Origin of the sequence: Pseudomonas putida (assembly GCF_001636055.1) — a bacterium.
Lineage (GTDB): Bacteria > Pseudomonadota > Gammaproteobacteria > Pseudomonadales > Pseudomonadaceae > Aquipseudomonas > Aquipseudomonas machongensis.
This window is the reverse complement of record NZ_CP011789.1, coordinates 3,810,529-3,825,840: the sequence shown is the minus strand read 5'-3', so window position 1 is coordinate 3,825,840 and position 15,312 is coordinate 3,810,529. Positions and strand designations below refer to the sequence as shown.

Genomic DNA, 15,312 nt, shown 5'->3' with positions numbered 1-15,312 from the left:
TGTCAGCAGCTTGACTGCTTCGGCTATGATAGGCCCTTTGATTCAATCGGCCTACCCGGACCGGACATCTGCATTCAAGGATCCTATGAGCAAGCCCACCGACAACGCGACCAACGCCGCTGCCAAAGGCGCCCCCGCCGTCCCTGCGAACTTCCTGCGACCGATCGTCCAGGCTGACCTGGACTCGGGCAAGCACAGCAGTATCGTCACCCGCTTCCCGCCGGAACCGAACGGTTATCTGCACATCGGCCACGCCAAGTCGATCTGCGTCAACTTCGGTCTGGCCCAGGAGTTCGGTGGCGCCTGCCACTTGCGTTTCGACGACACCAACCCGGCCAAGGAGGATCAGGAGTACATCGACGCCATCCAGCGTGATGTCAAGTGGCTGGGCTTCGAGTGGACCGGTCCGGTGCGCTTTGCTTCCGATTATTTCGACCAGTTGCACGACTGGGCGGTCGAGCTGATCAAGCGCGGCAAGGCCTACGTCTGCGACCTGACCCCCGAGCAGGCCAAGGAGTATCGCGGCACCCTGACCCAGCCCGGCAAGAACAGCCCGTTCCGCGAGCGCAGCGTCGAGGAGAACCTCGATCTGTTCGCCCGCATGAAGGCTGGCGAGTTCAAGGACGGTGAGCGTGTGCTGCGTGCCAAGATCGACATGGCTTCGCCCAACATGAACCTGCGCGACCCCATTCTTTACCGCATCCGCCATGCCCACCACCACCAGACCGGTGACAAGTGGTGCATCTATCCCAACTACGACTTCACCCACGGCCAGTCGGACGCCATCGAGGGCATTACCCACTCGATCTGCACCCTGGAGTTCGAGGGCCATCGTCCACTGTACGACTGGTTCCTCGACAACCTGCCGGTCCCGGCGCATCCGCGCCAGTACGAGTTCAGCCGCCTGAACCTGAACTACACCATCACCTCCAAGCGCAAGCTCAAGCAGTTGGTGGACGAGCAGCACGTCGAGGGCTGGGACGATCCGCGCATGTCCACGCTCTCGGGCTACCGCCGTCGTGGCTACACCCCGGCCTCGATCCGCAACTTCTGCGACATGGTCGGCACCAACCGCTCCGATGGCGTGGTCGACATGTCGATGCTCGAGTTCAGCATTCGTGACGACCTCGACCGCACCGCGCCGCGCGCCATGTGCGTACTGCGTCCGCTGAAGGTGGTGATCACCAATTACCCTGAAGGCCAGGTCGAGCAGCTCGAACTGCCGCGCCACCCGAAGGAAGACATGGGCGTGCGCGTCCTGCCGTTCGCCCGTGAGCTGTACATCGACCGCGATGACTTCATGGAAGAGCCGCCCAAGGGATACAAGCGCCTGGAGCCAGCCGGTGAAGTGCGCCTGCGCGGCAGCTATGTAATTCGTGCCGACGAGGCGATCAAGGATGCCGAGGGCAATATCGTCGAGCTGCGCTGCTCATACGATCCGGACACGCTGGGCAAGAACCCCGAGGGTCGCAAGGTCAAGGGCGTGATCCACTGGGTGCCGGCCGCCGCCAGCATCGAGTGCGAGGTGCGCCTGTACGATCGCCTGTTCCGCTCGCCCAATCCGGAGAAAACCGATGAGGGCGGCAGCTTCCTTGAAAATATCAATCCGCAATCGCTGCAGGTGCTGACGGGTTGTCGTGCCGAACCTTCGCTGGGCCAGGCCCAGCCAGAAGATCGCTTCCAGTTCGAGCGTGAAGGCTACTTCTGCGCCGACCTGAAAGACAGCCAGCCGGGTCGCCCGGTGTTCAACCGCACCGTGACCCTGCGCGATTCGTGGGGCAGCTAAGGAATCCTCGTGCTTAACATCTACAACACCCTGAGCAAGACCAAGGAAGTCTTCAAACCCCTGGATGGCAACAACGTGCGCATGTACGTCTGCGGCATGACCGTGTACGACTACTGCCACCTGGGCCATGGTCGCAGCATGGTGGCGTTCGACCTGATCACCCGTTGGCTGCGCAAGAGTGGCTACGCGCTCACGTACGTGCGCAACATCACCGACATCGACGACAAGATCATCAACCGCGCCAACGAAAACGGCGAGCGCTTCGATGAGCTGACTGCGCGCATGATCGATGCCATGCATGAGGATGAGCGTCGTCTCAACATCCTCAAGCCGGACCTGGAGCCGCGTGCCACCGATCACATCCCCGGCATGCACGCGATGATCCAGACCCTGATCGACAAGGGCTATGCCTACGCGCCGGGCAATGGCGACGTGTACTACCGCGTCGGCAAGTTCGTCGGCTACGGCAAGCTGTCGCGACGCAAGATCGAAGACCTGCGTATCGGCGCGCGGATCGAGGTCGACGAGGCCAAGCAGGATCCGCTGGACTTCGTCCTGTGGAAGGGCGCCAAGCCGGGCGAGCCGAGCTGGGATTCGCCCTGGGGCCCAGGTCGTCCGGGCTGGCACATCGAGTGCTCGGTGATGTCCACCTGCTGCCTGGGCGAGAGCTTCGACATCCACGGTGGTGGCAGCGACCTCGAGTTCCCGCACCACGAGAACGAGATCGCCCAGAGCGAGGCGGCCACCGGCAAGCCTTATGCGGCGGCCTGGATGCACTGCGGTATGATTCGCATCAATGGCGAGAAGATGTCGAAGTCGCTGAACAACTTCTTCACCATTCGCGACGTGCTCGAGAAGTACCACCCGGAGGTGGTGCGTTATCTGCTGGTGGCCAGCCACTACCGCAGCGCCATCAATTACTCCGAAGACAGCTTGCGCGATGCCAAGGGCGCCCTGGAGCGTTTCTATCACGCACTGCGTGGCCTGCCGCGCGTCGCCGCCAAGGGTGGCGAGGCGTTCGTCGAGCGGTTCAGCGTGGCGATGAACGATGACTTCGGCACCCCTGAAGCCTGCGCCGTGCTGTTCGACCTGGTCCGCGAGATCAACCGCCTGCGCGACAGCGACGCTGAGGCAGCGGCAGGCCTTGCCGGTCGCCTGCGTGAGCTGGGTGATGTACTGGGTGTGCTGCAGCTCGATGCCGACGACTTTTTGCGTGCCGGTGCCGAAGGCAAGGTCGATGCTGCCGAGGTCGAAGCCTTGATCCAGGCGCGTTTGCAGGCGCGTACGGACAAGAACTGGGCAGAGTCCGATCGCATTCGCGATCAACTGGCTGCCATGGGTGTGGTGCTTGAAGACAGCAAAGGCACCACCACCTGGCGTCTGGCTGACTGATACGACTCGAGGGCTGCCCTGCAGCCCTGTTGCTGGACAAGTCGGGGCGCCGAACCGCCGCCCCGACTTGTCCCGTGACGTTTTTCAGGCCGTCGAGCAGTGCAGCACCAGCTTCGCTCCACCCAGCTCGCTACTGCCCACTTCCAGTCTGAACCCATGCAGGTCGACGATCGCTGCGACGATCGACAAGCCTAGCCCGAACCCTGGGTGACGATGTCCTTCCTCGCTGCGATAGAAGCGCTTGAGCACCGCAGCACGCTCCTGTTCCGGAATCCCCGGTCCGCTGTCCTCGATGGCGATATGCACGCCATCGTCGTCGTGCAGTGCCTGGATCCGTACCTGCCCACCCTCCGGGGTGAACTTGATGCCGTTGCCGACCAGGTTGGCCAAAGCCTCGAACAGCAGTTCGCGGTCGCCGTGCAGCGCGGGCAGCTGCGCAGGCTGCTCCAGTTGCAGGCGAATGCTGCCATCCTCTGCGAGCGGCAGGTAGAAGTCGTGCAACTCCACCAGCAAATTGTGCGGATCAAGCTCGACGAACCCTGCGCGGCGTTGGCGGTCTTCCAGCTCGCTGATGCGCAGCAGGCCGCGGAAACGTGCCATCAGGGTGTCGGTCTCGCTAATGGCTTGATCCAGTGCTTCGGCTTCCGGCGAGTTCGCTCCGCTCTGCTGGCGAATGCGGTAGAGCTGGGCGCGCAGGCGGGTCAGCGGTGTACGCAGGTCGTGGGCAATGTTGTCGCAGACACCCTTGACCTCGTGCATCAGCCGTTCGATGCGGTCGAGCATGGCGTTGACGATCGCGGCCAGCATGTCCAGCTCGTCTCGTCGTGCCGACAGCGGCAAGCGGTGGGTGAGATCGCCGGCCACGATCAGCTCGGCGCTCGCCTGTACGGCGCGGATACGCTTGAGCGGGCGCCTGCGTAGCAGATACCAGCCCGCGAAACCGGGAATCAGCGTCAGCGAAATGCCCCAGAGCAGCGCGTGCAGAATGATCCGGGTCACCACGAACAGCGAGCCGTTGTCGCGCACCAGCACCAGCCAGCGGCCATCGGGGATGCGGATCGCCACGGCATCGCAGCTGTCGCGCGGCAGGTGCGGATCGTCGGCATCCAGGCAACGCTTGAGTTCGTGAACCTTGCCGTCCAGGCCCAACTCCGACGGAATCGAGCGGATACGACCGCCGATGGGGTTGAGCTGCGGGTCGAACAGGCCGTACGCGTCGAAGCTGCGTTCCTCGAAGGCCTGGCTGGCGATCAACGCATCGTCCAGCTGCTTGCCGGTCATGTGCGCGAAGAGGTGCTGACGTTGCAGCATGGAGTGGCGGGTCAGCTTGTTGAGGTAGCTGGTGACCTCGAAGTACAGCACCCCCATGAGGATGCTGCTCCAGGCCACGAACAGGAAGCTGTACAGCGCCAGCAGGCGGCTGGTCGAGGAGCTCCAGCCCTTAGATGGGTTCAGCAATGGCATAACCGGAGCCCCGTACGGTTCGGATCAGCGGTGTCTGGCCGGGTGGGTCGATCTTCTTGCGCAGACGACCGATGTGGACGTCGATCAGGTTGGTGCCGGGATCGAAGTGATAACCCCACACTTCCTCGAAGATCATCATGCGAGTGATGACCTGCCCGGAGTGACGCATCAGGTATTCGAGCAGTTTGTATTCGGTTGGCAGCAGGTTCAGGCTGCTCTCGCCGCGTCGGGCCTCATGGCTGATCAAGTCCAGCTCCAGGTCGGCGACCTGGAGGCGGGTCTGGGTCATGGGCACGCTGTTGCGCCGCAGCAGCACCTCGACGCGGGCCGCCATCTCGTCGGAGGCGAAGGGCTTGGTCAGGTAGTCGTCGCCGCCTGCGCGCAGGCCGCGCACGCGCTCGTCGACATCCGACAGGGCGCTGATCATCAGGATGGGCGTGGCGATCTTCAGGCTGCGCAGGGTGGTGACGATGGTCAGGCCGTCGACTTCCGGGAGCATCCGGTCCACGGTGATCAGGTCGTAGCCGCCGGCAATGGCCTTGGCCAGGCCTTCGCGGCCATTGTCTGCCCAGTCGACCTCCAGCCCGTGGCTGGAAAGTTCGGCGACGATTTCCTGGGCGGTGACGGCGTCGTCTTCGATAGTCAGTACGCGGGGCATGCTAATACCTGGGCGGCGATTGGATGGCTGATTGTGCCAAAGAATAGACAAGCGGCGATTTAAGAAAAATTCATCTATCAGAGGCAGGGTGCCAGTATCGGTGTTTTCACGCGCCTGGCGTTCAGCGCGACTCCGTTGGGGAGCAGGCTCGCCTGCGAAGAAACCGGCCCTGACAGCAATGAAAACGGGGCGTGCCATTGCTGGCACGCCCCGTTTTCATTGCAAGGCGATGCCTCAGGCGACCTTGATGATCCAGCCCGCCGGTGCTTCGACGTCACCGCTCTGGATGCCGGTCAGCTCGTTGTAGAGCTTCTGGGTGACCGGGCCGACCTTTTCCAGGTCGTGGAACACGTGCAGTTTGCCGTTGTACTCGATGCCGCCGATCGGAGTGATCACTGCGGCGGTACCGCAAGCGCCCGCTTCGATGAAGCGGTCAAGCTTGTTGATTTCGACGTCGCCTTCGATCACGGTCAGGCCCAGGCGCGATTGCGCCAGTTCCATCAGCGACAGGCGAGTGATACCGGGCAGGACCGAGGCCGATTTTGGCGTGACGAACTCGTTGTTGGCGGTAATGCCGAAGAAGTTGGCCGACCCGACTTCCTCGATCTTGGTGTGGGTCAGCGGATCCAGGTAGATGGCGTCGGCGAAGTTGGCTTTCTTCGCTTCGGAACCCGGTTGCAGGCTGGCGGCATAGTTGCCCCCGACCTTGGCTGCACCGGTGCCCTGCGGGGCGGCGCGGTCGAAGCTGGAGATCTGGAAGTTGTGCGGCTTCATGCCGCCCTTGAAGTACGAGCCAACCGGGATGGCGAACACCGAGAAGATGAACTCCGGCGCGGTGCGCACGCCGATGTTGTCACCGGTGCCGATCACGAACGGACGCAGGTACAGGGCACCCTTGCCATGCGGCGGGACGAACTTCTCGTTGGCCTTGACCACCTGCTTGCAGGCCTCGATGAACACATCGGTCGGCACGTGCGGCATCAGCAGGCGGGCGCAGCTGCGCTGCATGCGTGCGGCGTTCTGGTCCGGGCGGAACAGGTTGATCGAGCCGTCCTTGCAGCGGTAGGCCTTCAGGCCCTCGAAGCATTGCTGGCCGTAGTGCAGGGCAGTCGAGCCTTCGCTGATGTGCAGCACGTTGTCGTCGGTCAGGGTGCCTTTGTCCCACTCGCCGTTGCGCCACACGGACAGGTAGCGCTTGTCGGTCTTGATGTAGTCGAAGCCCAGCTTGTCCCAGTTGATCTCGTTGCTCATGACACCCTCTATTGTCTTGCAGAGGCCCGATCGCTCGGGCTGCTTTTAAATGCGCACCTCGCCACGATAATACATCCGCAGAGGATGGGGAACGGCCAGTCATGAATTGGTTGGCTGGCTGTCGGATGATCTGCAGTGCAGTGCTGGTGGGGGCTCTGGTCGGGCGTGAGGTATTTTGCGTAGCCGTGTGGCCTATCCGCAGTGCTCGCTCTGTACCGTTGTGCTACGAGCCTTCTCTCTGATCGGCATCTGAACAATGTTTCGTCTGATGGGTAAGCAAGTGGATTCCTGTGGCGGCCAGAAATATCGGCCATAGAAATCCTGGGATGCCCAGCAATGTTCCATGTTCGAGAAAGAAGCTTGCGATGGCACATGACATCAGAACGATGCCCGTCCACTTGCGCCGGTTTGGACGACGTAGGATTTGGTCTGTGAGGAGCGCTGTCAGGGACAAGCAGGCGATGCTGGTCAGGTCGTTCATCACGCTGCTCGGCTGTTGATGATTAGACTCTTGATGGTGCGCTCGTGATGACTGACGACTCGATATCTACTTGTAACCTGCAAGCGAAGCTCCTTATTGATGTCGAATCTATTTCAGGTTCGCGCACAATGCAGAGCTTTCGCTGCTGAGCCTACTCACTTGCTTCTAAGTAGTGCGTAGGAGATTTCAGTAACGCTATGCATCCCCTATCTGCTGACAAAACCGCAGCAAATTGCCGAACGGATCACGGATCTGCATTTGCAGACCCCAGTCCACCTGCTCGGCTTCGGGGCGTGAATAGCCGTACTTTTTGGCCTGCAGTTCGCTTTCGAGCGCCTTCAGATCTTCGACCCGGGCAAACACGGTAGAGCCTGGCGTGGCGTCGCCATAGTGCTCGGACAGGTGCAGGATCAGTCCGTCGCGATGAATCTGCGCATACAGCGGCAGGTCCGGGGCGAAGCGGTGTTCCCAGTCGAGGCTGAAGCCCAGGAAGTCGAGGTAGAACTCCTTGGCCTTGTCGACCGAGAAGATGCGCAGCACGGGAATGGCGGGGGCGAATTGCATGGAGGCATCCTTACCGGGTGAGAGGTCGCCACTCTAGCGCATCGCGGTGGGCCATGGCGATTGGCTCACAGCCCCACGCTGGCGCGCACCATGGCATAGGCCTGGCGCACCAGCGGGTTGACCGTATTGGCCCGCACCCACAGGTGGTAGGTGACGTCCGGCAGTGGCGGCAGGCCGTCGCTCTGGCCGAGCACGCGCATGTCCGGGCCGACCATCTCCTGGCTGCGCGCGGTGATGCCCAATCCTGCGCGGACTGCAGCCTTGATGCCGATCAGGTTGGACGCCAGGTAGGCCTGGCGCCACGGGATGCCGGCCTGTTCCAGGGCGTCCAGGGCTAGTCGGCGGTACAGGCTGGGTTCGTCCACCAGCACCAACGGTAGCGGTTCGCCGGGGATGTGCTGGTACTGCGCTGCACAGATCCACCACACCGGCGAGGTGCGCAAGGCGAAACCCTCCACGCCGGGGGCGGTGACGGTGGAAATGACCATGTCGACCTTGCCACGCTGCAGGTCGTCCATCAGGAACGGGCTGCGGCCGACGTTTATCTCCAGGCGCAGGTTCGGCGCCGAACGGGCGATATGGCCGAGCAGAGGTGGCAGGATGGTGTCGGCGATGTCATGCGGCGAACCGATCCGCAGCACGCCGCTCAGGCCGTCCTGACGCAGGCCGGCGAGGGCTTCGTCGTTGAGCGCGAGCATCTGCCGGGCATGGCGCAACAACTGGCGGCCGGCATCGGTGAGTGCTTTGTGTCGGCCCTGCTTGCGCAGCAGCGCCACGCCCACCTGCTGTTCCAGCCGTTGCATGTGCTGGGTGACCGAAGCCTGGGTGCGGGCCAGGTGGCGACCGGCTTCGGCGAAGCTTGTGTGATCGACGATGGCGACGAAGGTGCGTAGCAGATCGAGGTCCAGGGCGGGTGTGGTCATGGGCGGGCCTGCGGTTGGAGTGGGGGAGGCGGAACGCCCGCTTTTACATTACTGTCAGTCAATAAATGATAAAGAAACATTATGTTTTGTTGGCCTGAATTTGCAATGCATGGATGCAATGCTCTTTGTTTTCGCTGCTTATACCAAATCAAGCTCCTACTCATTCGATCCAAGTTATAACGATAGTCAATATTTGCATTTCCCCTGATCCCACCAAGTTTCTAGGATGCGCCCTCATTGGCCGGGTGTTCCGGCTGCCGGGATGAGGAGCCCCACCATGTCGCTGTCCACCGTTGCCCGTCGCGGCCTGTTTGCCGCGTTGCTCGCCACCACCGGCCTTGCCGCCAGCGGCCTTGCCCAGGCCGATGCCACGCTGGACAAGATCCAGCAGCGCCACAAGCTGGCGGTGGGGGTGGTGCTTTCCGGCGGTCCCTTCGGTGCCATCGACCCGAACACCCGCGAGCCGATCGGTTTCAGCGTCGATCTGGCCCGCGACCTGGCGCGCCAGTTGGGTGTCGAGGTCGACCTGGTCGCGGTACAGCCGGCCAACCGCGTGCAGTTTTTGCAGCAAGGCAAGGTCGATCTGCTGATTGCCAACATGGAATGGACACCTGAGCGCGACAAGCTGCTGGGCCATGTGCCCACGCCGTTCTACCGGGTTGGCGGCACCGCCGCGCTGGCCAAGGACAGCCCGGTCAAGACCTGGGCCGAGCTCAAGGGCCAGCCGGTGTGCACCTCCCAGGGCAGCAGCTACACCCAGGCACTGATCGACCTGGGCGCCGACCTCAAGGCCTTCAAGACCTCCGCCGAATCCCTGCTGGCCCTGCGCGGTAACAACTGCGTGGCCGCCGTGCATGACGCCACGCTGATCAATCCGCTGTTGGCCAAGGGGGGAGAGTGGAGCGGCTATCGTGCCCTGACCCCGGAGCTGAACCCGGCGCCCTCGGTGATCTGGACCCGGCTGGGCGAAACCGACACCCAGCAGCGCCTGGACCCCTTCGTCAAGCAATGGCACCGCAGTGGCTGGCTGATCGAACGTGAGCAGGCCAACCACATCACCCCGGCCTCGCCGGCGCTGGTGGAGTTGCGTGCCAAGCTGCAGGGCGAAGGCGCCAGATGAGTGACAGCCTGCACTGGCTGGTGGGGCAGCTTGCCCATCTCGGCCTGAACTATGCGTTCCTGCTCGACGCCTACGCCAGCGGCAAGCTGCTCGACGGTGCGCTGACCACGCTCGGTCTGTGCCTGTTCAGCATCCTCGGCAGCTTGTTGGTGGGTGTGCTGCTGGCTGCTGCGGTCACGTCCGGGCAGCGCTGGCTGGCCTGGCCGGCGCGGGCCTTCATCGAGGTGACGCGTAACACGCCGACCCTGGTGCAGCTGTACTGCGCCTTCCTGGTGTTGAACATGCTGATCAACCAGAGCCTGGGCAGTGCCAACCCCATGACCCCCTTCGCCTGGGTGGTGCTGGTGATCTCCCTGCACAAGGGCGCCTTTCATGCCGAAGCCCTGCGCGCAGGGATCGAGGCGGTGCCGGCAGTGACCCTCGAAGCGGCCAGCTCGCTGGCCTTCAGCCGTCGCCAGCAACTGCTGCAGGTGCAGTTGCCACTGGCCGTGCGCTTCGCCTTGCCGGCGCTGGTCAACAATCTGATCGACCTGGTGAAGATGACCGCCGTAGCCTCGGCCATCGCCGTCAACGACATCACCTATGCGTCGATCATGATCTGGACCCAGGGCGACAACGTCATCGAATTGATGCTGCTGATCCTGGCCTTTTTCGGACTGCTCAGCTTTGCAGTCAACTGTATCGGCCGCGCCCTGGAAGCGCGCCTGAGGATGCCCGGTTATGGCCATTGAGCATTTCGCCACGCTCTGGCAGTGGTCGCCCACCCTGGGAGCGGGCCTGTTGCAGAACATCCAGATCAGCGTCGGAGCCATCGCCCTGGGTACGCTGCTGGGCCTGTTGGTGGGGATGCTGCTGCTGTCGCCGCTGCGCCCCTTGCGCGGGGTGGCGCGGTTGTGGGTGCAGGTGTTTCGCAATGCGCCCTGGTTGGTGCTGATCTACTTTACCTCCTATGTATTCCCGTTCGATGTGCAGATTGCCGGTACCTGGGTGGCCTTTCCCGACTGGCTCAAGGTCACTGTGGGCCTTGCACTGCCAGCCAGCGCCAACGTTGCCGAGATCTTCCGCGGCGCGGTCGCTTCGATTCCGGCCACTCAGTGGGAGGCCGCGCGTTCGCTGGCCTTCAGCCGTGGTCAGATTTTCTCCTCGATCATTCTGCCGCAGTGCCTGCGGCGCATGTTGCCGCCGTGGATGAACCTGTACGCGGTGGTGACCATGGGCACCGCACTGGCTTCGCTGGTGGGCGTGCACGACCTGATCGACAGCGCGCAGATCGCTGCCAACACCGTCAACCGCAGCGGTTTCACGGTGCTGGTGTATTTCAGTGTGCTGGCGTTGTTCTTCGTCTACTGCTACCCGATTGCCCGCCTGACCCAACGCCTGGAGCGTCGCTATGCCTTCTGAACCTTTGATCCAGCTTCGCGATGTGCACCTGGCCTTTGGCGACAATCCGGTGCTGCGCGGTATCGACCTGGACGTGCAGGCCGGGCAGGCGGTGTCGATCATCGGCCCGTCCGGCTCAGGCAAATCGACCATCCTGCGTTGCATGACCGGGCTGTTGCGCCCGCAGCGCGGCAGTATCCGCATAGGTGATACCGCGGTGGAGCAACTGCAGGGCGAAGCCGGGCTGATCGCCCTGCGCAAGCAGGTCGGTTTCGTCTTCCAGCAGTACAACCTGTTTCCCCACCTGAGTGTGCTCGACAACCTGCTGATCGCCCCGACCAAGGTGCTCGGTCGCCCGCGTCAGGAGGTCCGTGACGAGGCCCTGGCACTGCTCGACAAAGTCCGTCTGGGACACAAGGCCACGGCATTTCCCGGTGAGCTCTCCGGCGGCCAGCAGCAGCGCGTGGCGATTGCCCGTGCCCTGGCCATGCGGCCCAAGCTGATCCTGTTCGATGAGGTGACCTCGGCGCTCGACCCTGAGATGGTCGGCGAGGTGCTGGCGGTTATCCGCGAGTTGACCGAGGAGGGCATGACCTGCGTGCTGGTCACCCACGAGATGCGCTTTGCCGAAGAGATCAGCGACCAGGTGTACTTCACCGAGCATGGCCGCATCGTCGAGCACGGCAGCGCCGAGCAGGTGTTCCGTGCCCCGACCCATGCGCGCACCCAGGCCTTCCTCCAGCACGCGCTGGGCGAGGGCGGCCAGCGCCCGAGCCGCCCGGCGCCCGATGTATTGACCAACCTGGGGCGCTACAGCCTCAGCGTGTGATTTCAGCCTCCAGCCAAGAGAGACCGACCATGTCCCGTGATTCCGTGATCCAGCCGTTCCTTGCGCAAGTGCGCGCCATCCATGCGCGCGGCGTCGACCGTGCAGCCCTGCAGCAGATCGTCAAGCTGCTCGAGGGCCTGGCCGAGCGCCGCGAATTGTTCAACTTCGAGCGTTTTCCGGCCCCGGATGCCGCGACCGGCGAAACCCAGTTTCGCTATCGCCTGAACGACGACGGCGAGTCGCCGACCCTGTACGTCAATTCGCTGTTGCCGGGCAAGGCGACCCTGCCGCACAACCACGAGACCTGGGCGATCATCGTCGCCGTCGAGGGCCAGGAGCTCAACCGCGTGTACCGCCGCGAAGACGACGGCAGCGATCCGGCCCGTGCCACCCTGGCGCTGGAGCGCGAGATCGTGGTGCAGCCGGGAACCTCGGTGGCCTTCCTGGGCGAGGACCTGCATGGCATCCGCGTCGAGGGCGACAGCCCGACGCTGCACTTCCACCTCTATGGCCGCCCGCTGGAGTCTCTGGAGCACCGCTACGGCGTCAAGGATGACGGCAGCGTGGTGAACTACAACAAATCACAGATGGCGCCTTCGATCGAGGCTTACGGGCTTTGAGATCGGTGTCGCGCTTTTCGCGGGCAAGCCGGCTGTTACATCCTGAATGCCCAGTAAGGCACCTGTAGGAGCGGGCTTGCCCGCGAAAAGCGCGACACGATCTGCCAGCCCTGCACCCCACCAACGACCACGGACTGCGTCCCATGATCCCCAGCATCACCCCCGAGCTCTTGCACACCTGGCTGTTCGACGGCCAGGAAATCGCCCTGTTCGACCTGCGCGAGCACGGTCAATACGGCGAGGCCCACCTGTTCTACGCCGTCAATCTGCCCTACAGCCGCCTTGAGCTCGAAGCGCGGCGCCTGGCGCCCAATCCCGCGGTACGCGTGGTGGTCTACGACGAGGACGGCGGTGCGTTGGCCCAACGCGGGGCCCAGCGTCTGCTAGCGTTGGGCTACACCTGCGTGCAGTGCCTGGAGGGCGGCAGCCTGCGCTGGCAGCGCGCCGGTTTCGAGCTGTTCGCCGGTGTGCACTTGCCCTCGAAGGCTTTCGGCGAGCTGGTCGAGCATGCCTGCCACACCCCGCGCATCAGTGCCCAGGAGCTGGCTGAGTGGCAGCGCCAAGGCAAGCCGTTGGTGCTGCTCGATGGTCGCCCGCTGGAGGAGTTCGCCAAGATGAGCATCCCCGGCGCCACCTGCTGTCCGAATGGCGAGCTGGGCTATCGCCTGGAAGACCTGGTGAGCGACCCGCACACCCCCGTGGTGATCAATTGCGCCGGCCGCACCCGCAGCATCATCGGTGCGCAGACGCTGATCAACCTGGGCATAGACAACCCGGTCTATGCCTTGGAGAACGGCACCCAAGGCTGGTACCTGGTGGACCTGCCGCTGGATCACGGCAGCCAGCGCGCGTATCCCGAACACAGCGGCGCCGCACTGGCCAGACAGCGTGCGCGAGCGCGGCAGCTGGCCCAGCAGGCGGGGGTCGCCTGGGTGGACGCACAACAGGTCCGGCAGTGGGCCGCCGACGCCGGGCGCAGCCTGTTTCTCTGCGACGTGCGCACCCCTGAAGAATTCGCCGCCGGCAGCCTGCCGGGCGCACAGCATTGCCCAGGCGGCCAGCTGATCCAGGGCACCGACCTGTATATCGGTGTGCGCAAGGCCCGCGTGGTGCTGTTCGACGCCGATGGCGTGCGTGCGCCGGTGGTCGCCAGTTGGCTGCGCCAGATGGGCCACGAGGCCCATGTGCTCGAAGGCGGCCTGGACAGCGGCCTGGCTCTGGACGTCGCTGCGCCATTACCGGTGACCCTCGCCGAAGCCCGCGCCGATGAGCTTGCAGAGGCGTTGCTGATCGACCTGCGCTCCAGCACCGCCTACCGCAAGCGCCACCTGCAAGGCGCCCGGTGGTCGATCCGTCCGCAGTTGGCGCAGCAGGTGGGCGGGGCAGGGCAGCGCCTGGTGTTCATCGCCGATGATCCGCGCGTGGCACAGTTGGCGCTCGCCGAGCTGACACCTGCCCAGCAACAGGCCGCGCGGCTGTTTCCCCGGGCATCGCTGGAGGACTGGCCGCAGGTGGAGAACGACCTGTCGTTGCCGGATGCGGCCTGTATCGATTTCCTGTTCTTCGTCCATGACCGGCACAGCGGCAACAAGGACGCGGCGCGCCAGTACCTGGCCTGGGAAACCGGCCTGATTGCCCAGATGAACGAGGCCGAAACCCGCACCTTCAGCCCATTGACCGCTGTCGACCCGGTGGCCACGCGCCTGGTGCACGGCGGGCGAGGCGAGCCGGGCGCAGGGGCGCATGGCGTCAATCCGCCGGTCAGTCGCCTGAGCACGGTGCTGTTCGACAGCGTCGCCGACATGCGCCAGGCCCGCAGCCGTCGCGACCAGGAACGTGTACTCAGCTATGGTGCCCGTGGCAACCCCACGGCCTTTGCCCTGGAAGACCTGGTCAGCGAGCTGGAAGGGGGGTATCGCACCCGGCTGTTTGCCACCGGCCTGCAGGCAATCGCGCAGACGTTCCTGGCCTACTTGCGTCCGGGAGATCATCTGCTGATCAGCGATGGTGTCTACGATCCGGTGCGACGCCTGGCGCGTGAGCTGCTCGAACCCTTCGGCGTGCAGGTGCAGTACTTCGCCGCAGACGGTCGTGACCTGGAGCAGGCGCTGCGCGCCGAAACACGCATGGTCTACAGCGAAAGCCCCAGCTCGTTGCTCTACGAGCTCAACGACCTGCCGGCCATGGCTGCCCTGTGCAAGGCCCGCGGCGTGCTGCTGTCCGTCGACAACACCTGGGGCTCGGGCTACCTGCACCGGCCGCTGACCTTGGGCGCCGACATTTCGGTCATGGCCTTGACCAAGTACCTGGGCGGACACAGCGACGTGATGATGGGCAGCGTCTGCACCACCCGCGAAGCCTTTGCCGCGCTCTCGCGCATGAGCGACAACTGCGGCTGCACCGTAAGCCCTGACGATGCCTGGCTGGTGTTGCGTGGTGCGCGCAGCCTGGCCAGCCGCATGGCCGTGCACGAGCGTCAGGGGTTGGACATCGCGCGCTGGTTGCAACAGCGCGAGGACGTGGCGCAGGTGTTCCATCCAGCCTTGCCGGAGCACCCTGGGCATGCCTTGTGGCAGCGCGATTTCAGCGGTAGCAATGGCTTGCTCAGTTTTACCCTGGCGAACCCATCGCTGGCGAGCGCCGAGTCCTTTGTCAATGGCCTGCGCCTGTTCGGGATCGGTGCATCCTGGGGCGGCTACGAAAGCCTGGTGACCTTGGCCGGCACACGCGAGCGCCAGTTTGCGCCGACCCTGGGCGGGCCCCTGGTGCGCCTGCACGTGGGGCTGGAGGACGTGCGTTCGTTGCAACGCGATCTGGACCAGGCCCTGCGCCAGGCGTATTGAG

The 15,312-nt window shown here is 64.0% G+C and carries 14 protein-coding genes; 8 read left to right on the top strand and 6 right to left on the bottom strand.

The window, feature by feature from the left end:
- Positions 1-85: 85 nt before the first annotated feature.
- Together AB688_RS16920 and cysS are read left to right on the top strand one after the other, a co-directional pair.
- Positions 86-1,786: a glutamine--tRNA ligase/YqeY domain fusion protein gene (locus tag AB688_RS16920; RefSeq protein WP_054891518.1), complete on the top strand. Its 1,701-nt coding sequence runs from the start codon at positions 86-88 to the stop codon at positions 1,784-1,786.
- A 9-nt stretch (positions 1,787-1,795) separates the two neighbouring features.
- Complete coding sequence (cysS, locus tag AB688_RS16915) at positions 1,796-3,178, top strand: cysteine--tRNA ligase (RefSeq protein ID WP_063545225.1); 1,383 nt, start codon at positions 1,796-1,798, stop codon at positions 3,176-3,178.
- Positions 3,179-3,262: 84 nt separating this feature from the next.
- Here cysS and AB688_RS16910 read toward each other — a convergent pair whose 3' ends face one another.
- From AB688_RS16910 to AB688_RS16890, 6 genes are all read right to left on the bottom strand, one after another.
- Positions 3,263-4,642 carry a sensor histidine kinase gene (locus tag AB688_RS16910; protein WP_054891516.1) on the bottom strand — a complete coding sequence of 460 codons (1,380 nt, stop codon included), beginning with the start codon at positions 4,640-4,642 and terminating at the stop codon, positions 3,263-3,265.
- Complete coding sequence (locus tag AB688_RS16905) at positions 4,620-5,300, bottom strand: response regulator transcription factor (RefSeq protein WP_054891589.1); 681 nt, start codon at positions 5,298-5,300, stop codon at positions 4,620-4,622. Before AB688_RS16905 ends, AB688_RS16910 begins: the two co-directional genes overlap by 23 nt.
- 234 nt (positions 5,301-5,534) lie before the next feature.
- Entirely contained in the window at positions 5,535-6,551 is a 1,017-nt protein-coding gene (locus tag AB688_RS16900) for a branched-chain amino acid aminotransferase (protein ID WP_063545224.1), read from the bottom strand.
- Between the two features lie 223 nt (positions 6,552-6,774).
- Entirely contained in the window at positions 6,775-7,032 is a 258-nt protein-coding gene (locus AB688_RS26835; RefSeq protein ID WP_155738211.1) for a hypothetical protein, read from the bottom strand.
- A 195-nt stretch (positions 7,033-7,227) separates the two neighbouring features.
- Positions 7,228-7,596, bottom strand: a complete 369-nt coding sequence (locus AB688_RS16895) for a glyoxalase superfamily protein (protein WP_063545223.1) — start codon at positions 7,594-7,596, stop codon at positions 7,228-7,230.
- Between the two features lie 65 nt (positions 7,597-7,661).
- A complete protein-coding gene (locus tag AB688_RS16890; protein ID WP_063545222.1) occupies positions 7,662-8,519 on the bottom strand; it encodes a LysR substrate-binding domain-containing protein in 858 nt (285 codons plus the stop codon).
- A gap of 277 nt (positions 8,520-8,796) precedes the next feature.
- Here AB688_RS16890 and AB688_RS16885 point away from each other — a divergent pair, with 277 nt between their 5' ends.
- From AB688_RS16885 to metC, 6 genes are all read left to right on the top strand, one after another.
- Positions 8,797-9,639, top strand: coding sequence for a transporter substrate-binding domain-containing protein (locus AB688_RS16885; protein ID WP_063545221.1), 843 nt, complete (start codon positions 8,797-8,799; stop codon positions 9,637-9,639).
- A complete protein-coding gene (locus AB688_RS16880; protein ID WP_063545220.1) occupies positions 9,636-10,370 on the top strand; it encodes an amino acid ABC transporter permease in 735 nt (244 codons plus the stop codon). The genes AB688_RS16885 and AB688_RS16880 overlap by 4 nt, the downstream gene beginning before the upstream one ends.
- Complete coding sequence (locus AB688_RS16875; RefSeq protein WP_063545219.1) at positions 10,360-11,040, top strand: amino acid ABC transporter permease; 681 nt, start codon at positions 10,360-10,362, stop codon at positions 11,038-11,040. Before AB688_RS16880 ends, AB688_RS16875 begins: the two co-directional genes overlap by 11 nt.
- Entirely contained in the window at positions 11,030-11,848 is an 819-nt protein-coding gene (locus tag AB688_RS16870) for an amino acid ABC transporter ATP-binding protein (RefSeq protein WP_063545218.1), read from the top strand. Before AB688_RS16875 ends, AB688_RS16870 begins: the two co-directional genes overlap by 11 nt.
- Positions 11,849-11,877: 29 nt before the next feature.
- A complete protein-coding gene (locus AB688_RS16865; protein WP_063545217.1) occupies positions 11,878-12,468 on the top strand; it encodes a cysteine dioxygenase family protein in 591 nt (196 codons plus the stop codon).
- 143 nt (positions 12,469-12,611) lie between these two features.
- Positions 12,612-15,311: a cystathionine beta-lyase gene (gene metC / locus AB688_RS16860; protein WP_063545216.1), complete on the top strand. Its 2,700-nt coding sequence runs from the start codon at positions 12,612-12,614 to the stop codon at positions 15,309-15,311.
- Position 15,312 lies beyond the last annotated feature (1 nt).